The organism is Stenotrophomonas maltophilia group sp. msm4 (assembly GCF_032025605.1).
Classification (GTDB): Bacteria; Pseudomonadota; Gammaproteobacteria; order Xanthomonadales; family Xanthomonadaceae; genus Stenotrophomonas; species Stenotrophomonas sepilia.
Genome location: NZ_JAVSKK010000001.1, coordinates 128,936 through 149,241, shown reverse-complemented (window position 1 = coordinate 149,241; position 20,306 = coordinate 128,936). Strand labels below are relative to the sequence as shown.

Genomic DNA, 20,306 nt, shown 5'->3' with positions numbered 1-20,306 from the left:
CGGTGCTCAGCGCAGCATCTGCTGCAGGGCACCGGCGATGTCGGTGAAGGCGCCGTTGAGATCCGGGCCGGGCGTAGCGTTCGTGCGTGCCAGCGGGCGGCCCTGCGCGGCGACGATGATTTTCAGCGAGCGCAGCAGGCGCGCCGCAGCCTCGGCCTGTGGGTGGCCCTCGCGCTGGGCGCGCAGCAGTGCCTGCACCGCCGGGTTGTCGAGATTGAGATACAGCCGCGACGGTGCGCGCGATTCGATGCGCGCGGTGAACTGGCGCGCCAGGCGCAGCGCGGCCATCGAGACGCGCTTGTCGTTCTCGTCGTCTTCCAGCCGCTGCTTCAGCTCGGCCTCGCGGTCGGGCACCACCACCACCGGCAGCGCCTCCGGGCTGAAACGCGCGGGCAGCAGCTGCTCGCCGTCGCCCAGTTGTTCGCGCAGCCACGCCAGCTGCGCCTCGTCGAGGCTGTCATCACTGCGGAACAGTGCGCGGTTGCCCTGTTCAGTACCCAGCTCGACCAGGCGCAGGCCCTTGGCCTGGGCCCAGCGCCGCAGGAACGGCACCACCGCGTAGCGATGGCCATGCGCGACCGGTACGCCCATCGCGCGGAACAGCATCTCTTCAAAGCCACCGCCGTTGTCGAGGATGACATGCACGGCACCGCGCGCCGGCAGCGCACTGGCCGGCAGGTCGCCCTGCGAAGTCGGCACCCGCACATGCTCCATCAGCAGTTCGAACAGGCGCTCATCGCACAGTGCCGCACCCAGCAGCGCCTCGTTGTGGCGGGTCAGCACGCGCCGCCAGGCTTCCGGTTGCTGCTTCGCAACGTCGGCCAGGCCGTCGATCAGCGCCTCCAGCAGTGCATGCTGCACCGCGCGGTACTGGTCATCGCGCTGCAGGTCTTCGCGGCTGGCGGTGGGCGTCAACCGCGAGGATTCGATCACCCCGCCGATGAAACCGGCCCACGGCGGCAGCAGGTCGCGCGCGTCGTCATCCAGCAGCATCCCACGCACGAACACCGACAGGTTGCGGTTGTCGCTGGTGCCATAGGTGGCGCCGTCCTGCACCCACAGCAGGCCAGTGGCATCGCTGTTGCCATCGGCACGCAACGGCACGGTCACAATCGGCTCGAAATCGTGCTCGAACCGCGCGGCGAACTGCAGCGCCTGCCGGCGGGCCTGCACCGGATGCACGGCGACCTCCCCCTGGCCGCGCCACGGCGGCGGCTCGGGATTGAGCGCCTCGCCCGCAGCACCGATGAAGATCGGCTCGGACAGCAACGCGCAGTAGCGGCCCAGCACCTCATGCAGGCGCGCCTCGTTGGCCAGCGGCAGGAAGTCCGGATGCAGCTCCAGCTCCACCTCAGTGCCCACCGCGCGTGCAGGCACTTCGCTGACGGTGTATTGCTCGGCGTTGCTGGACACGTACAGATGGCCCAGATCCGGCGTCTGGTAAGAGGTGGTGCGCACGCTGACCCGGCGGGCCAGCACGAAGGCCGACAGGAAGCCGAGGCCGAACATGCCGATCAGCCCTTCATCGTCCTCTCCGCCCTGGCGCAGGCCACGGGTGTAGCCGACGCCGACGGTGGCCAGGTAATCGTGGATCTCCTGGCGGGTCAGGCCAGCACCGGTATCAGTGATGCGCAGTACGCCGGCACCGGCATCAACCTGCACCGAAATGCGCGAAGGCACGTCAACACCGGGCTGCTCGATGCGGCGGCGGATGATCGAGTCATGCGCGTTCTGTACCAGCTCACGCAGCGCCACCACCGGGGTGGAATACAGGTGCTTGCCCAGCACCGTCATCAATCCATTGAGATCGACCCCGGCGCGACGGATCTCGGCGTTGGGGGCGGTGAGTGCGGTGTCCTGCATGTAATCGTTTACTCCTGGGCACGGAAAGACGCGAGAGGGCGTCTTCGTCGAGCGGGAAAAACTAGCACAGTGAAGCTGACCGTTACTGCATTGGACACTTGTAGAGCCGAGCCCATGCTCGGCTGCTGTTCGACCACCAGTCGAGCATGGCTCGACTCCACAGAAAGCAGCCGAGCGTGGGCTCGGCTCTACAGGGCTGGCCTCACGCCGCGTCGATGGCCTCGGACAGGCGTTCCACCGCGATCACCTCCATGCCTTTGACCGAACCGCCCTTGGGCGCATTGGCCTTGGGCACGATGGCGCGCTTGAAGCCATGGGTGGCGGCCTCGCGCAGGCGGTCTTCGCCATTGGGCACCGGGCGGATCTCGCCGGACAGGCCCACCTCGCCGAAGGCGATGGTCTTCTCCGCCAGCGGCCGATCCTGCAGCGACGACAACACCGCCAGCAGCACCGGCAGATCGGCGGCGGTCTCCTGGACGCGGATGCCACCGACCACATTGACGAACACGTCCTGGTCGCCGACCAGTACACCGCCATGGCGATGCAGCACTGCCAGCAGCATTGCCAGGCGATTCTGCTCCAGGCCGACCGCGACACGGCGCGGGTTCGACAGCGGCGATGCGTCGACCAGCGCCTGTACCTCCACCAGCAGCGGCCGCGTGCCCTCGCGGGTGACCATCACGCAGCTGCCCGGCTGATGGGTGCTGCCGCCGGACAGGAAGATCGCCGAGGGGTTGGAGACCTCCTTCAGGCCCTTGTCGCCCATCGCGAACACACCCAGCTCGTTGACCGCACCGAAGCGGTTCTTGAACGCGCGCAACAGGCGGAAGCGGCTGCCGCTCTCGCCTTCGAAGTACAGCACCGCGTCCACCATGTGTTCCAGCACGCGCGGGCCGGCGATGCCGCCTTCCTTGGTCACATGGCCGACCAGGAACACGGCGGTGCCGGTTTCCTTGGCGAACCGCACCAGCCGCGCCGCGCTCTCGCGCACCTGGCTGACCGAACCGGGCGCAGCGGTCAGGCTCTCGGTCCACAGGGTCTGCACCGAATCGGCCACGATCAGCCGCGGCCCAGCCCTGGAGGCATGCTGCAGGATCGACTCGACCCCGGTCTCGGCCAGCGCATTGACGCCGTCCAGCGGCAGCTCCAGGCGATGCGCACGGCCAGCCACCTGCGCCAGTGACTCCTCGCCGGTGACGTAGAGCACAGGCAGTTCAGCGGCCATCTTCGCCACCGCCTGCAGCAGCAGCGTCGACTTGCCGATGCCCGGGTCGCCGCCCACCAGCACCACCGCGCCTTCGACCAGGCCGCCGCCCAGCACACGGTCGAACTCGCCGATGCCGGTGGAGACCCGGCGATGCTCGGTCTGCTCCACATCCTTCAGCGCAGTGATCTTCGGCGGATCGATCTTGCCGGCCCAGCCCGCCCGGCGCGAGGCCGGCGCCTTGGCCGCCGCCGCGCTCTCCAGCACGATTTCCGACAACGAGTTCCAGGCGTTGCACTCGGTGCACTGGCCCTGCCACTTGCTGAATTCGGCGCCGCATTCATTGCAGACGTAGGCGGTGCGGGCTTTGGCCATCGGATGATTTCCAGCAACGGGAACAGGCGTGGCAGGATAGCCGAGCCGGGTCGCAGCTGCTGCGACCGCTCAAGTCCTGCCCACCCGCGCCGATAGGGGTCGCGGGCGTGCGCCTTGCGGGCGCCCCCCTTCCTCCCCCACTGGATTCAACATGACTGGCAGTTACAGTCAGAGCCTGGTCATCATCTCCCTGCTGGTGGCCATTCTTGCTTCGTACACGGCGCTGGACATGGCCGGGCGCCTGGCCACCGCCGAGGGGCGCGTGGCGCGCTGGTGGCTGGCCGGAGGCGCGGCGGCCATGGGCCTGGGCATCTGGTCCATGCACTTCATCGGCATGCTCGCCTTCGACCTTCCGATCCCGGTGGGCTATGACCTCGGCATCACCCTGTACTCGCTGGCGGTCTCGATCGGTGCCTCGGCCTATGCGCTGTGGCTGGTATCGCGCCCCAGCCTGCCGTGGCGCCGGCTGCTGGCCGGGGCCGTGCTGATGGGCCTGGGCATCGCTACCATGCACTACCTGGGCATGGCTGCGATGCGCATGCAGCCCGGCATCGACTACCACCCGGGCTGGTTTGCCGCCTCCATCGCGGTGGCCATCGGTGCCGCTGGCGCCGCCCTGTGGATCGCCTTCCGCCTGCGCGCAGAGCAGCGCCACACCCTGCGCCTGCGCGCGCTCGCATCGCTGGTGATGGGCCTGGCCATCGTGGGCATGCATTACACCGGCATGGCGGCGGCGCGCTTCCCCGAAGGCAGCCTCTGTGGCGCCGTCGGCAGTGGCGGCATCGACACGCGCTGGCTGGCGGTGCTGGTGATCGTCACCACCGTGGCCACGCTGGGCATCGCCCTGGTGGCCTCGCTGTTCGACCGGCAGATGCGCGTGCGCACCGGGCTGCTGGCCGATTCGCTGGCGCACGCCAACGACAAGCTGATCCAGGCCGCGCTGCACGATCCCTTGACCCAGCTGCCCAACCGCATGCTGCTGCAGGACCGCATCGAGCAGGCCATCGAGAAGGCGCGGCGCCGCAATCATGCGGTGGCGGTGATGTTCTGCGACCTGGATGGCTTCAAGGCGGTCAATGATGCCTATGGTCATCAGCTTGGCGACCGCCTGCTGGTGGCGGTGGCACAGCGCATCGGCGGCCTGCTGCGCCCGCAGGACACGTTCGCCCGCCTCGGCGGCGACGAGTTCGTGATCGTGCTGGCCATCGACATTCCCGACGATGCGGTCGTGGTGGCCGAGCGCATCATTGCCGCCGCCGGTGAGCCGTTCACGCTGGATGCGGCCGAACTGCAGGTCAGCGCGAGCCTGGGCATCGCCCTGTACCCGGATGATGCCAGCAACGAGCGCGAGCTGATGGCGCACGCCGATGCGGCGATGTACCACACCAAGGAAACCGGGCGGAACGGCTATACCTTCTTCACGCCCTCGATGCAGCTCAGTGCCAATCGCCAGTTGCGCCTGCTGCAGGACCTGCGCAAGGCCATCGCCCGCAACGAACTGATCCTGCATTACCAGCCCAAATTTCCGGCCGCGGGCGCACCGGCCACCGGCGCCGAGGCGCTGCTGCGCTGGCAGCACCCGGAGCTGGGGCTGCTGGCGCCGGATGTGTTCATTCCGATCGCCGAACGCAGCGGCCTGATCCTGCCGATCGGTGACTGGGTACTGGACCAGGCCTGCGCGCAACTGCGGGAATGGCACGATGCCGGGCATGCGGAATGGACAATGGCGGTGAACCTGTCGCCGCTGCAGTTCGCCTCGCCGGCACTGCTGGACAGCGTGCGCGAGGTGCTGGAGCGGCACCGGATCGAACCGGCACGGCTGACCCTGGAGATCACCGAGACCACGGCGATGAAGGACGTCGATGCCAGCTTGGCGATCCTCAGCGACCTGACCGCAATGGGCGTGCACATCGCCATCGATGATTTCGGTACCGGCTACTCCAGCCTGCTGTACCTCAAGCGGATGCCAGCCACCGAACTGAAGATCGACCGTGCGTTCGTGCACGACCTGGAACGCAATGACGAGGACGCCGCCATCGTCTCATCGATCATCGCGCTGGGCCGCACCCTGCAGCTGCAGGTGGTGGCCGAAGGCGTGGAGACCCAGGCGCAGCGCGAGTACCTGAGCGAGCTCGGCTGCGACCAGCTGCAGGGCTACCATCTGGGCCGGCCGATGGAGGCCGAAGAGTTCCTGCGCCGGGTGGGATGAGGCGAGCGTCTCCTCCACGCACGGGATGGAACCACGGGTAGAGCCGGCCGCTGGCCGGCGTCCCGCAATTGCCGGCCAGCGGCCGGCACTACCGGACAACGGAAAACCAGAAAGGCCGCCCGGGGGCGGCCTTTCTGCGTGGCAACGTCGCGAGGACGTCAGTGCATCATGTGCACGTTCATGTTGTGCATGACCCACAGGGTGCCGATCACGATGATGCCGATCACCACGACGGTGAAGGCCGCAGCGTTGACGTTCCAGCGGCTTTCCGAAGAGCGGTCCAAGTGCAGGAAGAACACCAGGTGGACCAGCATCTGCAGCACCGCGGTGACCGCGATCACCACACCGTTGACGGTGCGCGAGAAATCGCCCGACATCACCATCCAGAACGGGATGACGGTCAGCACCACCGCCAGCACGAAGCCGATCAGGTACGACTTCACGCTGCCGTGGCTTTCGCCGCCGGTGCCGTGGTCGTGTGCATGGTTGTCATGTGCCATTACAGCGCTCCATTGAGGTAGACGACGGAGAACACGCCGATCCAGATCAGGTCCAGGAAGTGCCAGAACAGGCTCAGGCACGCCATGCGGGTCTTGTTGGTCGGGGTCAGGCCGTACTTCTTCAGCTGCACGAACATCACCAGCAGCCACAACAGGCCGGCGCTGACGTGCAGGCCGTGGGTACCGACCAGGGCGAAGAACGCCGACAGGAAGGCACTGCGGTCCGGACCGTAGCCCTGATGGATCAGGTGCTGGAACTCCCACACTTCCATGCACATGAAGCCGAAGCCCAGCAGCCAGGTGATGCCCAGCCACAGGTACATCTGGCCCATCTGCTTGCGGTGCATGGCAATCATGCCCAGGCCGAAGGTCAGCGACGAGGTCAGCAGCAGCGCGGTTTCCCACGCCACGAACGGCAGCTCGAACAGGTCCTTCGCGGTGGGACCGCCATCGGTACCGCCTGCCAGCACCACGTAGGTGGCGAACAGCGAGGCGAAGATGAGGCAGTCGCTCATCAGGTACACCCAGAAACCGAAGACGGTGTTGCCGCCGGTATCGTGGTGCTCGTGGTCGTCATGGCCATGGGCCGCCGCATGCGCGGCGTGCCCGTGGCTCAGGGTCGAGGTATTGGTGCTCATGCCTTCAGCTCCGACTTCACCAGGCCCTGGGCTTCCAGGTGCTTGCGGTGTTCGTTCTCGATGCGTTCCACCTCGGCGGCCGGGACCCAGTAGTCCACGTCCTGGTCGAAGGTGCGGTAGATGAACGTGGCGATCATGCCGACGAAGCCGACGATGGCCAGCCACCAGATGTGCCAGATCATCGCGAAGCCGAACACCAGGCTGAAGGCACCGATGACAACGCCCGTGCCGGTGTTGCGCGGCATGTGGATGTCGGTGTACTTGGCCGGCTTCGGCCAGGCTTCACCCCGCTGCTTGCGCTCCCAGAAATCGTCCAGCTCGGTGACTTCCGGCAGCGTCGCGAAGTTGTAGAAGGCCGGCGGCGAGGAGGTTTCCCACTCCAGCGTACGGGCATCCCACGGGTCGCCGGTCAGGTCGACGGTCTTCTTGCGGTCGCGGATCGACACGGCCACCTGGATGATCTGGCACAGGATGCCGGCGCCGACGATGAACGCGCCGCAGGCAGCAACCAGCAGCAGCGGCTCGTAGGCCGGGTTCACCGTGCTCTGCAGGCGACGGGTCATGCCCATGAAGCCCAGCACGTACATCGGCATGAAGGTCACGTAGAAGCCGATGAACCAGCACCAGAACGCGCACTTGCCCCAGAACTCATTGAGGCGGAAGCCGAACATCTTCGGCCACCAGTAGGTGATGCCGGCGAACATGCCGAACACTACGCCGCCGATGATGACGTTGTGGAAGTGGGCGATCAGGAACAGGCTGTTGTGCAGCACGAAGTCGATGGCCGGAATCGCCAGCATCACGCCGGTCATGCCGCCGATGACGAAGGTGACCATGAAGCCGATGGTCCACAGCACCGGGGTGGTGAAGTGCACGCGGCCACGGAACATGGTGAACAGCCAGTTGAAGATCTTCACGCCGGTCGGGATCGAGATGATCATCGTCGTGATGCCGAAGAAGGCATTGACGTTGGCACCCGAACCCATGGTGAAGAAGTGGTGCAGCCACACGATGAACGACAGCACGCCGATGCAGGCGGTGGCGTAGACCATGCCCTTGTAGCCGAACAGCGCCTTGCGCGAGAAGGTCGCGATGACTTCGGAGAACACACCGAACGCCGGCAGGACCAGGATGTACACCTCCGGGTGACCCCAGATCCAGATCAGGTTGATGTACAGCATGGCGTTGCCGCCACCGTCATTGGTGAAGAAGTGCGTACCCAGGTAACGGTCCAGGGTCAGCAGCACCAGGGTGATAGTCAGCACCGGGAAGGCCGCGACGATCAGCACGTTGGTCACCAGGGCGGTCCAGGTGAACACCGGCATCTGCATCAGCTTCATGCTCGGGGTGCGCATCTTGAGGATGGTGATGAAGAAGTTGATACCACTGAGCGTGGTACCCAGGCCCGCCACCTGTAGACCCCAGATGTAGTAGTCCATGCCGACGCTTGGACTGTATTCGATGCCCGACAACGGCGGGAACGCCAGCCAGCCGGTGGCAGCGAACTCACCGATCCACAGCGACAGCATGATCAGCACCGCACCGGACACGAACAGCCAGAAGCTGAGCGAGTTGACGAACGGGAACGCGACGTCGCGCGCACCGATCTGCAGCGGCACGGCCAAGTTCATCAGGCCGGTGATCAGCGGCATCGCCACGAAGAAGATCATGATCACGCCGTGGGCGGTGAAGATCTGGTCGTAGTGGTGCGGCGGCAGGTAACCCTCGGAACCACCGACGGCGATGGCCTGCTGGGTACGCATCATGATGGCGTCGGAGAAACCGCGCAGCAGCATGACGAAGGCGACGATGAGGTACATCACGCCGATCTTCTTGTGATCCACCGAAGTGAACCACTCCTTCCACAGATAGCCCCACAGCTTGAACTTGGTGATCAGGGCGACGACGCCCAGGCCACCAAGAACCGCGCCGACCAGGGTGGTCAGCACGATCGGATCGTGGGGGATCGACTCAAGAGAGAGTTTTCCCAACATGTTCATTCTCCCGAACCCGCGTGGCCGGCATGGCCTGCGTGTTCGTGTTCGGTGGCATCCAGGTTTTCACCCGATTCCTTGGAATCATGCGCGTCACTCGGGGCGTGGCCCTCGTGCGCTTCATGGGTGGCGGCATCGGCAGCGGCGGCACCGGCATGCGAGTGCTTCATGCCGTAATGCTTGTTGTCGCCCATGTGCTTGGCGATGACCCAGTCGAACAGGCCTTCTTCGGTCTTGCCGAAGTAAGTGACCGGATACCACTCGGCGTTGCGTGCTTCACCCAGGGCCTTGAACGAGGCCTTGTCCAGGGTCTGCTCGCCGGCGCGGACCTGGTCCAGCCACTGGCGGTACTCGGCATCGGTGACCGAGTAGGCGGTGAAGTGCATCTTGGCGAAGCCCGCGCCGCTGTAGTGCGAGGACATGCCCGGGAATTCACCGGTCTCGTTGGCGATCAGGTGGAGCTTGGTCTCCATCGCAGCCATCGAGTAGATCATGCTGCCCAGGTGCGGGATGAAGAATGCATTCATCACCGAATCGGACGTGATCTTGAAGTTCAGCGGCGTGTTGACCGGGAACTTGATTTCGTTGACGACCGCCACCTTCTCTTCCGGATAGATGAACAGCCACTTCCAGTCCAGCGAGATCGCCTCGATGGTGACCGGCTTGACGTCCGAATCCAGCGGACGGTACGGGTCCAGTGCGTGCGACGAACGCCAGGTCAGGACCGCCAGCACCAGCACGATCATGCAGGGAATGGACCACACCACCACCTCGATCGCCGTCGAGTGGGACCACTTCGGCTCGTAACGGGCCTTGGTGTTGGAGGCGCGATACTTCCACGCGAACGTCAGGGTCATGATGATGACCGGGATGACGACCAGCAGCATGAGCACGGTGGCCGTGATCAGCAGGGTCTTCTCATCCTGGCCGATCTGGCCCTTCGGACTGAGGATGGCCACGGCATCGCAGCCGGTGAGCATCACCAGCAACGACAGCAGCAGGCCCGGGCGCAACCAGCGCCCAAGGGTTTTCAACGGAATCATCGGTCGATCCAATTGCGAGGGAATGCCGTTCCCCGTCCCTGCCTGTTCCAGCCAAAGCCGGTCCCACCGGTCCGGAAGACAGGCAGGGAGGTGGGGGCGAGTCAGCCTTTCAATTTTAGGCCGTCACCCACCATTTAAGAAAGGCATTGACAATGATCGAGCGCAGTAAAGGCCCGATTCTGGCTGCGACACGTTGTCGCACCGCGCAGGCGCGGCGGGCAAAACAGCCGGGGGCGGCATCCTAGCATCGAGTGGTGGCCGGCGCTCCGCCCTCGTTCGGCAAAGTCATCTGAACCTGTTCAGGCGTGCTGGCAGGTGCCTGGCGTGGGATGCTCGGCGCAGGAGGAAGGCCCGTGGACAAGATCGACTTCAGGAAGCGCGACCGGGCGCTCTATCAGGCCCCGATGGGCCGGTTCGTGACCGTGGACGTACCGCCCCTGCCCTACGTGATGGTCGATGGTCGCGGCGACCCGAACACGGCCCCCGCCTACCTGCAGGCCGTGCAGTGGCTGTATTCGGTGAGCTATGCACTGAAGTTCGCGCTGAAGGCCGAAGGGCGCGACTACGTGGTGCCACCGCTGGAAGCGCTGTGGAGCGCCGAGGACCCGGCCAGCTTCGCCGCGCGGCGCAAGGATGAGTGGGCCTGGACCGTAATGATCCGCACGCCCGAGGGCATCGGCCCTGCACAGTGGCAGTCCGCGATCAGCAAGGCGCGCACGAAGCTGGGAGAGGCTCCGCCCAGCCTTCGCCATGAACTCCTTGCCGAGGGCCCCAGCCTGCAGACCTTGCACGTGGGCGCCTACGACGACGAAGGCCCCATCCTGGCGCAGCTGCATGACGAAGTGATGCCCGCACTGGGATACACCTTTGCCGGGCCCCATCATGAGATCTACCTCAGCGACCCACGCAGGACCGCGGCGGCGCGGTTGAAAACCGTGCTGCGGCAGCCGGTGCGGCCGATCGGGCCTGATGAGGATTCCCGCAGATGACACAAGGCACAAGGAATGCCATGCGCCTGATCAGCCGACTGCTGCACTGGACCACCGTGCCCGCCGGGCGCCGCCTGATGGCCGTGCTGGGTGCTGCGCTGGTGATCGTGCTGGCCTGCAATCCGGATCTGCTGCCGTTGCTGCCGGTGGTGGATGCGCTGGGGCTGGACGTGCTGATGCTGTTGCTGGGTGCGCAGGTGGTGGCGGTACTGCCTCGGGTGGCCGCACGGGTGCACGGAGCCTGCGGCGACCACCTGGCGGCCGTGGCTCTTGAACTCCACGCCCGGGTAGTCCTCCAGGCTGTCCAGGAGCTGCACGTCGGTCGGCTTGGTGAACCAGTAGTGGTGTCCGCCCGAGCCCGTGACCGTGTGCGGGGCCTGCGACAGGTCGAGGCTCAGGTCCCGCACCAGCTCGGCCAGCGGGTCGCGGCCCTCGGGAAAGTTGCGGGGGTCCACGTCGAGCACCAGCCACCCCGGCGACAGGCGCACGCCGACGTTCGTCCCGTCTCGGGCCGCCCGCTCGACTACGGCGCGGGAGTCGTAGTCCTTCGCCTGCCAGGCGCCGTCGCGCGGGGACTTCCCGCGCTGCCTGCCCCTCGCGTCGGTGGCGTCGTGCCTGTGCAGCGGGATCAGCGTCAAGCCAGAGCGGATGTACGGTCCGACGTTGTACTCGAACGATGGCTTATCGGCGGGGCGACGGGCGGCATCATTGATCCCGTGAGCTTCGGCAAGCTCCATCTCCTGGTCAGTTGTAACCTTGCGCCCGCCTTGCACGCGGGCGTTTTCTTTTGCGGCCATCGGTCAGCCCTCCGCGTTGGCGGTGCGGGCGGCGAGCATCGCCGTCGCGGCGCGCCGGACGCCGTCGCCCATCGGCTGGCCCTTTGCGTAGTTGCGCAGGTCGCCCAGCTTGTAGCGGATCAGCTTCGGCCCGACGCGGGTGAACGCCGGGCCACCGCCTTGGCAGCGATACCACGCTAGCGTGCCGTACTTCAGGCGCAGGAAGGCCGCCGCCTCCTGGGCGGTGAGCAGCGAGTCGTCGGGGAGTGCGTGGAGCTCGGCGAGCTCCACGGGGGAGAACTTCTTCGGTTCGTAGGCCATCTTCTGGACTCCGTGCAGGTGCGATCCCCACGCGGCGACGTGCCGTGCGGGGACTGCCTGCTGTGCGTCGCAGAGATGAACCCGTTTGCTCCCCTCAGTCGGCGGGGCGGGCCTCGGTCTTATAGGCCACCGAAAGCCTGGCGTCGGCGGCTGGTGGCGCCGACGAATCAAATAATGCCCGAGGTGTTCTCGCGCTGATACCAACATTGCGCCCGGACTCCCCGGTGAGTCCATGTCGTCCGATTCGGTCCGGGCTGCTCGGTATCAGGCCGCGCAGCCTCGGACGCGGCACGGGCTACCTGGTGAGGCCGTGCGGTCGCCTGAAATACATAAATGCATACTGAACACGAGTTCGCTAACAGCATGACTCCGTCATGCAGTTCTGGCAGTCTGTAACTGTCGTGACGGGGATCATCCTTGCACGTTGTGGGCCGAAAGGCTCGAGGGGCGAAAGCCCCACAGGCTCCTGCGGCGACGTCGGTCCGAGGTCGATGGTCCAAGGGTCGAGGGTCGTGGGATTCAGGTGGCGTCGGCAAGGTGCGACGCCAGTGGGCTACTGGAGGGCAAAAACTGACGCTTCCCCGTCTCAGGTGTCGTAAGGGGTGCAATTAGGCACCACACCGAGATAAGACCATGCGTAAGAAGAACGGTCGGAAGCACGACAGGCGTCAGCAGTTGATTGGCCGCTTTAAGGATCTTTTGAGGCAGCCTTGGTTCATGCGTTTGGTAATCGGCGTGATCTGGAAGTTGATGGATCGCGATTAGTGATTTTCGGCCGACTACCAGCAAGCACGATACGACAAAATCAACACCCTCCCTTAGAACAACACAGACACCCCTTCGCTATCTGGAATAACCATGTTGAATAAGGCCCTAAGGATTGTCCGGGAAGTGCACCGGATGAAACAGGGCGAATTAGCTGACGCACTAGGAATATCGAAATCCTATTTGTCAGAACTTGAGAGAGGCGAAAAGAAAGTAAGCCTCGACGTCTTAAATAAATACGCGAATACATTTGATGTACCAGCCTCTACTTTCCTCAGCTTCATGGAGGCACTAGAAGGCGAGTCGGATGCACGGCGCGCTCGCGCCCGCAAACTGCTGAGCGTTCTCTCATGGACTGTCGGGAATGAACACACCGAGGACGAAGAAGACGACATCCACGCGAAAGCGAACTGAGCGCTACGCGATCGATTCGTCCCCGCTGTACGGAATGACGAGCCATACCCGGCTCGCCGCGATTTTGCGGTGGGCCGGGACAACCGGCCAGCTGAGAGAGTTCTGCCGCAGACCCACCAACTTCAGCCGTTACATCGACAGGTCGAAGCCTGGCAAGGAGCGGCTGATCGAAGCTCCTGCGAAAAGTGCCAAGGCGTTCCAGACTCGCTTCCTGGAGCTCCTCCGTCGCATTGAGCTTCCGGACTACCTGCATTCCGCGCGATCTGGCCGTTCCTACCTGAGCAACTCTGCGACTCATTGCGAGGCGGATGGATGCACGATCACGATGGACATCGACTCGTTCTATCAGTCGGCGACCCGCGAGCGCGTCATCCATTTCTTCGAGGTCCACTTGAAGCAGCCGAGGGACGTAGCTGAGACGTTGGCCAGCCTACTCTGCTGCGATGGGCACCTAGCCACTGGCAGCCCCGCAAGTCCTCTCGTGTCCTTCTGGGCGTACCGCAAGGTATTCGACACCATTGATGAGCGCGTCCGCTCTCGCGACGGGGTGTTTACGCTCTACATCGACGACATGGGGATAACCGGGAAAGGATTCGGGCATACCGACGTCCGCTGGATTAGTCGACTATTGCGCAAAGCGGGTCTGACCGTGAAGGAAACCAAGACCCGCGTGTTCCATGCAGATGCACCCAAGCTCGTGACAGGCAGGGCGTGCAGGAATGGAGTGAGCCGCGCCCCGAACAAGCAGCACCGAAAGATGCGGGCTGCGCAGACGCAGCTTGAGCTGAATCCCCACGACCCCAGCCTCAGGGCCAGCGTCGCGGGGCAAAAGCGCCATCTCGCACTGTTGGACGACGCGAAGCGTGACAGGCACCGCGCCGAAGCCGCGCGGTTGTCGAAAGGGAACTAGAGACACGCCTCCGCCCAAGCATCGGCGACATTGTCCCGTCCTTCAAGGATCACTCGTCCATCGCCGAACACGAAGCGCCGGAAGCCGGTGTATCCGCCGAGTTCGTTCTTGGCGTTGACCCGGCCGCAGGCGACCACGCCGAAATCCTCGGTGTAGTTGGCGCGCACGTCCTTGAACTGCGCGGCGTCCGGGTCCTTCAGTGCGCCCCTCACCGCGCGCTGGGCAGCTACGATCGTCTCGGCGCCGAACCACTTCTCCTGCTGCGCCTTCTTCTCCGCGGCCGTCATGGGTCGTTCCGGCTCGGGCTTCGTTGCCTCGGGCTGCTGGACCTGCGGTGCTTCGGCCACTGTTGCGGGCACGGCGGCGACAGCTGGTTCGCTGCGCGGCACCAGCTTCGACCCGATCCAGGCCAGACCCACCAAGACGACCAGAAGAATCCCTATCCGCTTCATGCAATCCCCTGAGCAACGTAAGTTAATAGTCTATTTTGGACAATTCCAATACGGACTCTAGCGTGCGGTGACCAGCCTGTCACCGCGCGATGACCCAATCGACTCACAACCCCGACTACAAGCTACTGCTGACCGTCCTGAAGGCGGCCCGCAAGCGGGCTGGCGTGTCGCAGGTCGATCTGGCCGAGCGGCTTGGGAACACGCAGACCTTTGTGTCGAAGTGCGAGCGCGGGGAGCGGCGCATCGACGCTGTGGAGCTCGTCGAGTTCGCCGAGGCGCTTGGTGTGCCGCCGCTCGGACTGTTGACGGAGTACCTGGAGCGGCGCGGAAGCATATCGGCAACCAAGGCGCGCAAAGGCAAGAAGTCGCACGGGAACTGAGCATTCGTGCTCAAACCGTGTTCGCGCACATCCCTGAAAAGCACTTAGGCCGCCCAAAGGCGGCCTAAGTGCTTGATGTACATGGTGCCGGAAACAGGAGTCGAACCTGCGACCTACGCATTACGAATGCGAGAACACTTGTTTGCCATCAATCACTTAGATAGGCTTGGGACATCTCTGGGACACGACCCGCCAAACGGGCTTTCTGAAAAGGAACACTGGCACAACAAAGCGAGAGAAGACGCAAACCAAGTCGCCGGGTGTCTATGAGCGAGGCATTGGAAGCAGCAGCCCTTATTTCCAAGTCAAGCTGCGGTCTAAGGGTCAGAGCGAGACGTTCCGCTTTCCTTACGTCCCAGGCCTTCCGGCAATTCATGAGAAGAGCCGTCTGAAAGCACTGAAAGATGCCAAGGCTTGCAAGGCCCGTTTCGAGTCGCTGTCTCATTTTTACGACAAGCCGGTGGGTGAAATATACAGCGAACACCGGCTCAGAGATTGGATTGAAGCCTGGATTCGCGAATCCTGTGAGCGCATTGGCTTAGACGGTCACCCCCTTCCAGGAATGATTGAACGGAAGGGGGCGAAAGAAGATTCCAAGCAAATCCGGCGATTGGTCTTTATTGCTGATGCCTACGCGGAAGAGCACGGAACGGCGTCGATCATGGAGAAGTCCATTCGTTCCTTGAAGAAATCCGACTTCGTGGGAAAAGAGGGCTTGCTCAGCATGCTGACCGGGCGAGCACCGAAAAGGGCCAATCCCAAAGTTCCGGAAAAGAAGCCCGAAGCCTCTGCTGCCACAAAGCGCCGAGCCTTAGCGCTCCTGGGAATGGTCTGGAAACACGCTAACGATTTCTGGAAGGCAGACGATGCTCCTGATTACCCGAAGCCCTGGGCGGGCTTTGAAATCGTGTCCAGTCACCATGCGAACAACACTCGCGCTCTGTCCGTTCAAGAGTTCCATCGGGTCGAAGAAGCGATGAAAGCGCTTCACCCGACCACCTTGGCGGCTATCCACTTCTTGCGCTGGACTGCAGCGCGTGCCGGTGAAATGAAAAAGCTCGAATGGCAACACGTGTTCTTGCCGACGCGCCCAGGCGAACTGGGGGAAGTTCTTTTCGTGGGAACCAAGACCCCTAGGCGCGGAGCTTACCGCGAACGCCGTATTCCGCTCCCCGAAGGCGCAGAGGACGCATTGCGGACCCTCTTTACGGGAACGAAGCCGGAAAAAGGATTGGTTTTCCAATCGCCGACTGACCCGACCAAGAGCATTTCCCGCGATTCTGTCTACCAAGCATTTGTCAGGGCGGTGAACCGCGCGGGAGTGCCGCATGCTCGTCTGCACGACTTGCGTCACACACGAACCACCGAACTCTCCAAATCCATTCAGCCCGCCCAGGCAATGGCGGTGACGGGTCATTCTGACCCGCGAACCTTCATGCGCTATACGCACGTGTCTAGCGAAGTCGCGAAGCAGATTTCCGCAGCCGACAGGCAACGCCAGAAGATTGGTGGCCCCAAAGCTGAGGCCCCAGATTCGCTGGAATCGCAGCTGAAATCGCTTTCACCCAAAGAGCGGAAGAAATTGGCACTGCAAATGCTCTCGGATGATCTTGACAACGACTGAAAGTCGATCAACGATCCAAAAATATCCACACGAAAAAGGGGGGCGACATGTATTACATCGCAAAGCCGAAGTCGTTCGCATTGACGATGCTGACGGCTCTTGTCTCCTTCTCCATTTTGCCAATTGTGGGAGCAATGATTTCGCTTTCGATTCTGTTCGTCTACTTCTTCTTCTCGAACCCGCGCCATATGCGTGAAGTTCCGCCGCACGCGAAGTTCTTGCGTAAGCAGCACTGGAAGACGGTCGGCATTTGGTCGGCGATTCTGTTCGCCGTTTTCTACGTCTTCCTGCTCGGCATTCCGCAGATGCTTTTGATTCACGGCTGGCCACCCTTCTTCTAATCCCTTTGCATCATCGCCCTGATGTCCTTGCCCTGCCCTCCGGCGGGGCTTTTTTATGCCTAATGATCTTGCGCAATTCGCATTTTGCGTTACTCCTTAAAAGATGCTTTTAAACTTTTAAAGGAGAACACGAATGCAGAAAAAGAAATGGGGCCGCAGCCAAAAATACCACAAGCGCACTCGCTATCTTTACGCGCTCTTCTTCGACCAAGAAAGAGCCGTCTACATTGGGCAGTCAGTCGATTTAAAGAAGCGCTGGCAACAGCATCGTTCTGCCGCAGGGAAATGGAACCGGCCCTTTCGACCGGTTGAACTGGCTTCATATGAGATGACTCAGCACGAAGCCGAACGCATGGAAGAATTGTGGCGCTGTAAAGCGCACAGCCAGGGCTGGCGGGTCTATGGCCTGCCTCCGGGCATCGTTATCAACCCTTACCGCAGAGCGGGTCTGTGGAAGCGCTGGAAGGCCAGGAAGCTGGAATGGAAGACAGGGATGACGCCAATGGCCCCTGCCCGCTTTCCATGGAAGGGATTGGGGATGAGCGTTGGGGTGCTGCTGTTCTTCACGACGGTCCTTCCCTGGACCATGGCACTCCTCCTTAGCGGCTGAATGACCGCGTTTGGGATTGACGACTATGGGTGAGCTGCGGTTGCTCTCTCTCGCCTTCCAATACGGGCATCGCCTCCTCCCTCGCCTTTTCGCGCATTAAACGAGCCTTCTCTTTTAGCTCGAAGAAAGGCGACATGGCCTTTGCTTGCTCACTTTCCGCTTGAAGCAACCCTGTCTCAAAGACGTTCTCTTTCAAGCGCTCATTGGCGAACCGCTGAGAGAGCGATGACAATTCGTTTGCAGTCACGTAGATTTTGTAGGTTCCGGAAGTCATTCGCGTGAAAGAGACAAGCGTGCTGTGATTGTCGAACATCCCAACGTCGGCTCGCTGATAGATTTCCTGCTTTCCCATTCCTTGGCTCTTATGCACAGTGACTGCATAAGAGTGGTCAATATCTCGATAGAACTTTTGGTTGAAGTTGAGCACTTCGCCGTCTTCTGTTCTGACCTTGAACTGAATGCTTCCATCGGTCCTGGACTCCGACATCTTCTCAATCACACCCTCGGTTCCGTTGTTCACTCCCATTTTTCTATTGTTTTTTTTGAACATGATGCGATCACCGACTGCAAAGATGCGCTCTTCGATCCGACCGCTGTTCACGATTTCAATGGCTCGGCCCTTAGTCTTGATCACGCCTTCTTTCGTCAGATGGTTTCTGGCTTCTTCGTTGAGCGACTGAATGACATCACGCTTGCTCGCCAACATCAATTTCTCATTCGCCACGGTCTTGCTTTTAGCGTAGTCCCTGGTCATCGCATCAATGCATTGTTCAGCAGTCTCGTAAATCTCGAAGCAATTCCTACCTAACAATCCCTCGAATATTTCAGCGCCCTTTCTTCGTGTTTCAGCGTTAGAACGCATGCCGATTTCCAGACGTTGCTTGCCATTTTTCTCGTAAAACGAGTAAGCGATTTCACGATCCTTGTCATGCTTCTGCCGCCGAATCTCAGTCAGCTTGCGGGACCCTATCACCTCTCTCATCAGCTGCATTCCTGATCCGGCAGCGATAGGTTGAATCTGTTCCGCGTCCCCTTGCGCGAGAAGTTTGGCTCCGCTCGTCTCAGCGATCTGCATCAATTTGAGCATGTCGCGTGTGCTAACCATGCCCGCTTCATCAACCAGGATCACGTCTTTGTCAGTGAAAGCGACAGTCCCTTTCTCGTAGTCATAGATCAGCTTCGTGATCGACGTGCACTTGATGCCACACTCATCTCCCAGTTTCTTTGCTGCTTTGTTAGAGAACGCGACACCAAACAGTTGCTTACCCTCGCGGTCCAGAACATCCCGAATAATTTGGGTCGTCGTGGTCTTTCCTGTGCCTGCCAAACCTTCTAGAAGCGCCATGCCTTTTTCGTTAAGCATGTGACGAACCGCTTCGCGTTGCTCTTCTGATGGCTTAAAGCCGCGCTTTTCTTCAAATTCCTTTTCAGCCAGTCGAATATTGGAGAGCGACGCGGCATGATGAGTCTCTTTCGCGCGACGCTGAGCGCCTTCCAAAACCCTTACTTCTTCTGCCGCCATTGATTTGGACGTATACCTGGTCTCAGTGTATCGAATCGACAAGGAATTTCCTTTATCCGCCTTTGCAAGTCTCTTCGCCCCAACGTCAAGTATTTCAGGGTTCGATAGAAAGCTAGACACCTCCTCTTCCATTTCAGCGACAGACTTCAATCCGCAATACTCCATAAAGACTTCCCGCTCCACGTCTTTTCGCGTAAATACGGATGTGCTTTGATGCAGCCGCTCCACGATTTCCTCAAAGCTTTTGGCTTGGACCATATCTTGTTGCGGGACTGCTTTGAGTTCAGCCGCCGTTCGCAACATTGACCCTTCTCTGTTGTCGATCCACTTTTCCCAACGGTCGAACAGCTCATCAATGCTTGGCTCTTCTTTTTTGTTACGCGTTGCAAAGTTGGCTTCTTGCGCTGTCACGCCGTTTTCTTTTTGATACGCGAGTATCTGCTTACGTCGCTCGCTGCTTTCATCAACAAGATCTTGCTCAACTCCTGCGATGCGCGTAATGACTTTTCCGGTCTTTGTCCCAAGGGCATTGACCTCTTCTATGCGTTCGAGTGCGTAACCCTCGGCTTGCATCTTCTCGTAGATCGTTGCTTTGTAGAACTCGTCTGCGGTTCGCGCATTTGCGAACAGATTGTTATTATCCCATGTGCTCCATTTGTCATCACATCCCTTGGTGATGCCAGGAATAAAAATGTGGTTGTGCATGTTGGGATCGATCCACATGATTTTTTCGCCGGACGGCAGAATTTTCTCAGTAGGGCGAGAGGTGAAGTGAAGGAACGAAGCATAGACACACCCTTGGGTTTCAATGACATCGATGCCTGCATCTCCGCGCCGCGCTTCTATGAAAGGCTCGTAGAACCGTCGCATCGTCTCGGCGCACGCTTCGTTCTGAATTTCAATGATTCGCTGACGCTCTTCGAGTGTTCGAGCCATGACCATTGCCAAAGTCACATCTTTCGGAGCAGACATGGTGATCTCGGTTCCCATCACATGACCGCCAACCGCGATGTCAATTTGCTTTCCGTTTTTGTCGAGAATTGGGTTTCCTGCCGAATCCTTTTTGATCTCCTTCTTGGGTTTTTTCCCGGCATTCATGCACAACGCTTCACCTGTCGCAGGAGAGTATCCTTCCGCGAGTGCCGTCAGCGCTTCGGCGGTAACCTCTTTGTCTTTGAGCTGCATCATCTCGTCTTCCATCAGATTTCCACCCCAGCGAGAGAGCTTCAAGCCATCGAGGATTTGCATTTGGTTGTCGTGGTAATAGTTGACGACAGCGGAGACCTGGCTGTTCTCCTGCATCAAATAGTTGATGAGATCCTGAGCGCCATTTGCCGTCATTTTCAAAACGTTGATGTTCTGCATGCGTCACTCCT

18 protein-coding genes and 2 pseudogenes are annotated in these 20,306 nt (G+C 61.5%); 10 read left to right on the top strand and 10 right to left on the bottom strand.

What is annotated here, in order from left to right:
• Window positions 1–6: 6 nt before the first annotated feature.
• Complete coding sequence (locus ROV93_RS00775; protein ID WP_072166890.1) at window positions 7–1,863, bottom strand: ATP-binding protein; 1,857 nt, start codon at window positions 1,861–1,863, stop codon at window positions 7–9.
• A 202-nt stretch (window positions 1,864–2,065) separates the two neighbouring features.
• Window positions 2,066–3,442: a DNA repair protein RadA gene (radA, locus tag ROV93_RS00770; RefSeq protein WP_005408586.1), complete on the bottom strand. Its 1,377-nt coding sequence runs from the start codon at window positions 3,440–3,442 to the stop codon at window positions 2,066–2,068.
• A 151-nt stretch (window positions 3,443–3,593) separates the two neighbouring features.
• Between radA and ROV93_RS00765 the strand changes: the two genes are divergently transcribed.
• Window positions 3,594–5,651: a bifunctional diguanylate cyclase/phosphodiesterase gene (locus ROV93_RS00765; RefSeq protein WP_072166891.1), complete on the top strand. Its 2,058-nt coding sequence runs from the start codon at window positions 3,594–3,596 to the stop codon at window positions 5,649–5,651.
• A gap of 158 nt (window positions 5,652–5,809) precedes the next feature.
• Here ROV93_RS00765 and cyoD read toward each other — a convergent pair whose 3' ends face one another.
• The 4 genes from cyoD to cyoA are packed head-to-tail and all read right to left on the bottom strand — an operon-like array spanning window position 5,810 to window position 9,826.
• A complete protein-coding gene (cyoD, locus tag ROV93_RS00760; RefSeq protein ID WP_005415725.1) occupies window positions 5,810–6,151 on the bottom strand; it encodes a cytochrome o ubiquinol oxidase subunit IV in 342 nt (113 codons plus the stop codon).
• Window positions 6,151–6,789, bottom strand: a complete 639-nt coding sequence (gene cyoC, locus ROV93_RS00755; protein ID WP_005408583.1) for a cytochrome o ubiquinol oxidase subunit III — start codon at window positions 6,787–6,789, stop codon at window positions 6,151–6,153. The genes cyoD and cyoC overlap by 1 nt, the downstream gene beginning before the upstream one ends.
• Complete coding sequence (cyoB, locus tag ROV93_RS00750) at window positions 6,786–8,783, bottom strand: cytochrome o ubiquinol oxidase subunit I (protein ID WP_061479143.1); 1,998 nt, start codon at window positions 8,781–8,783, stop codon at window positions 6,786–6,788. Before cyoB ends, cyoC begins: the two co-directional genes overlap by 4 nt.
• A 2-nt stretch (window positions 8,784–8,785) precedes the next feature.
• Window positions 8,786–9,826, bottom strand: a complete 1,041-nt coding sequence (gene cyoA, locus ROV93_RS00745) for a ubiquinol oxidase subunit II (protein WP_005415723.1) — start codon at window positions 9,824–9,826, stop codon at window positions 8,786–8,788.
• A gap of 353 nt (window positions 9,827–10,179) precedes the next feature.
• On the opposite strand from cyoA, the gene ROV93_RS00740 reads away from it, so the two are divergent.
• Both ROV93_RS00740 and ROV93_RS00735 read left to right on the top strand, forming a co-directional pair.
• Complete coding sequence (locus ROV93_RS00740) at window positions 10,180–10,815, top strand: GyrI-like domain-containing protein (protein ID WP_072166893.1); 636 nt, start codon at window positions 10,180–10,182, stop codon at window positions 10,813–10,815.
• A gap of 20 nt (window positions 10,816–10,835) precedes the next feature.
• Window positions 10,836–11,030: pseudogene (locus ROV93_RS00735) on the top strand (hypothetical protein); the annotation flags it as partial.
• Window positions 11,031–11,075: 45 nt separating this feature from the next.
• Here ROV93_RS00735 and ROV93_RS00730 read toward each other — a convergent pair.
• Both ROV93_RS00730 and ROV93_RS00725 read right to left on the bottom strand, forming a co-directional pair.
• Window positions 11,076–11,552: pseudogene (locus ROV93_RS00730) on the bottom strand (bifunctional DNA primase/polymerase); the annotation flags it as partial.
• A gap of 63 nt (window positions 11,553–11,615) precedes the next feature.
• On the bottom strand, window positions 11,616–11,912 hold the full coding sequence (locus ROV93_RS00725) for a helix-turn-helix domain-containing protein (RefSeq protein ID WP_072166903.1): 297 nt from the start codon (window positions 11,910–11,912) through the stop codon (window positions 11,616–11,618).
• 633 nt (window positions 11,913–12,545) lie between these two features.
• Here ROV93_RS00725 and ROV93_RS00720 point away from each other — a divergent pair.
• The 3 genes from ROV93_RS00720 to ROV93_RS00710 all read left to right on the top strand — a co-directional run bounded on the left by ROV93_RS00720 (window position 12,546) and on the right by ROV93_RS00710 (window position 14,001).
• On the top strand, window positions 12,546–12,677 hold the full coding sequence (locus tag ROV93_RS00720) for a hypothetical protein (RefSeq protein ID WP_255299097.1): 132 nt from the start codon (window positions 12,546–12,548) through the stop codon (window positions 12,675–12,677).
• Window positions 12,678–12,770: 93 nt separating this feature from the next.
• Window positions 12,771–13,091, top strand: coding sequence for a helix-turn-helix transcriptional regulator (locus tag ROV93_RS00715; RefSeq protein ID WP_072166904.1), 321 nt, complete (start codon window positions 12,771–12,773; stop codon window positions 13,089–13,091).
• A gap of 34 nt (window positions 13,092–13,125) precedes the next feature.
• On the top strand, window positions 13,126–14,001 hold the full coding sequence (locus ROV93_RS00710; protein ID WP_072166905.1) for a reverse transcriptase family protein: 876 nt from the start codon (window positions 13,126–13,128) through the stop codon (window positions 13,999–14,001).
• Here ROV93_RS00710 and ROV93_RS00705 read toward each other — a convergent pair.
• Entirely contained in the window at window positions 13,998–14,453 is a 456-nt protein-coding gene (locus ROV93_RS00705) for a hypothetical protein (RefSeq protein WP_134972496.1), read from the bottom strand. The two genes, ROV93_RS00710 and ROV93_RS00705, sit on opposite strands and share 4 nt — an antisense overlap.
• Before the next feature lie 89 nt (window positions 14,454–14,542).
• On the opposite strand from ROV93_RS00705, the gene ROV93_RS00700 reads away from it, so the two are divergent.
• From ROV93_RS00700 to ROV93_RS00685, 4 genes are all read left to right on the top strand, one after another.
• A complete protein-coding gene (locus ROV93_RS00700) occupies window positions 14,543–14,833 on the top strand; it encodes a helix-turn-helix transcriptional regulator (protein ID WP_072166907.1) in 291 nt (96 codons plus the stop codon).
• Window positions 14,834–14,999: 166 nt separating this feature from the next.
• A complete protein-coding gene (locus ROV93_RS00695; protein ID WP_312538386.1) occupies window positions 15,000–16,457 on the top strand; it encodes a site-specific integrase in 1,458 nt (485 codons plus the stop codon).
• Window positions 16,458–16,504: 47 nt separating this feature from the next.
• Window positions 16,505–16,798 carry a hypothetical protein gene (locus ROV93_RS00690; protein WP_140222701.1) on the top strand — a complete coding sequence of 98 codons (294 nt, stop codon included), beginning with the start codon at window positions 16,505–16,507 and terminating at the stop codon, window positions 16,796–16,798.
• Window positions 16,799–16,931: 133 nt separating this feature from the next.
• Window positions 16,932–17,408, top strand: coding sequence for a GIY-YIG nuclease family protein (locus tag ROV93_RS00685; protein WP_140222702.1), 477 nt, complete (start codon window positions 16,932–16,934; stop codon window positions 17,406–17,408).
• On the opposite strand, the gene mobF is transcribed toward ROV93_RS00685, so the two are convergent.
• Complete coding sequence (gene mobF, locus ROV93_RS00680) at window positions 17,398–20,295, bottom strand: MobF family relaxase (protein WP_312538385.1); 2,898 nt, start codon at window positions 20,293–20,295, stop codon at window positions 17,398–17,400. The genes ROV93_RS00685 and mobF overlap by 11 nt on opposite strands.
• Window positions 20,296–20,306 lie beyond the last annotated feature (11 nt).

Coding starts and splice junctions, on each gene's coding strand:
- ROV93_RS00705 (WP_134972496.1), bottom strand. CDS start 14,453: ATGAAGCGGATAGGGATTCTTCTGGTCGTCTTGGTGGGTCTGGCCTGG.
- cyoB (WP_061479143.1), bottom strand. CDS start 8,783: ATGTTGGGAAAACTCTCTCTTGAGTCGATCCCCCACGATCCGATCGTG.
- ROV93_RS00690 (WP_140222701.1), top strand. CDS start 16,505: ATGTATTACATCGCAAAGCCGAAGTCGTTCGCATTGACGATGCTGACG.
- ROV93_RS00765 (WP_072166891.1), top strand. CDS start 3,594: ATGACTGGCAGTTACAGTCAGAGCCTGGTCATCATCTCCCTGCTGGTG.
- ROV93_RS00720 (WP_255299097.1), top strand. CDS start 12,546: ATGCGTAAGAAGAACGGTCGGAAGCACGACAGGCGTCAGCAGTTGATT.
- radA (WP_005408586.1), bottom strand. CDS start 3,442: ATGGCCAAAGCCCGCACCGCCTACGTCTGCAATGAATGCGGCGCCGAA.
- ROV93_RS00685 (WP_140222702.1), top strand. CDS start 16,932: ATGCAGAAAAAGAAATGGGGCCGCAGCCAAAAATACCACAAGCGCACT.
- ROV93_RS00710 (WP_072166905.1), top strand. CDS start 13,126: ATGACGAGCCATACCCGGCTCGCCGCGATTTTGCGGTGGGCCGGGACA.
- ROV93_RS00725 (WP_072166903.1), bottom strand. CDS start 11,912: ATGGCCTACGAACCGAAGAAGTTCTCCCCCGTGGAGCTCGCCGAGCTC.
- mobF (WP_312538385.1), bottom strand. CDS start 20,295: ATGCAGAACATCAACGTTTTGAAAATGACGGCAAATGGCGCTCAGGAT.
- cyoD (WP_005415725.1), bottom strand. CDS start 6,151: ATGGCACATGACAACCATGCACACGACCACGGCACCGGCGGCGAAAGC.
- cyoC (WP_005408583.1), bottom strand. CDS start 6,789: ATGAGCACCAATACCTCGACCCTGAGCCACGGGCACGCCGCGCATGCG.
- cyoA (WP_005415723.1), bottom strand. CDS start 9,826: ATGATTCCGTTGAAAACCCTTGGGCGCTGGTTGCGCCCGGGCCTGCTG.
- ROV93_RS00715 (WP_072166904.1), top strand. CDS start 12,771: ATGTTGAATAAGGCCCTAAGGATTGTCCGGGAAGTGCACCGGATGAAA.
- ROV93_RS00700 (WP_072166907.1), top strand. CDS start 14,543: ATGACCCAATCGACTCACAACCCCGACTACAAGCTACTGCTGACCGTC.
- ROV93_RS00775 (WP_072166890.1), bottom strand. CDS start 1,863: ATGCAGGACACCGCACTCACCGCCCCCAACGCCGAGATCCGTCGCGCC.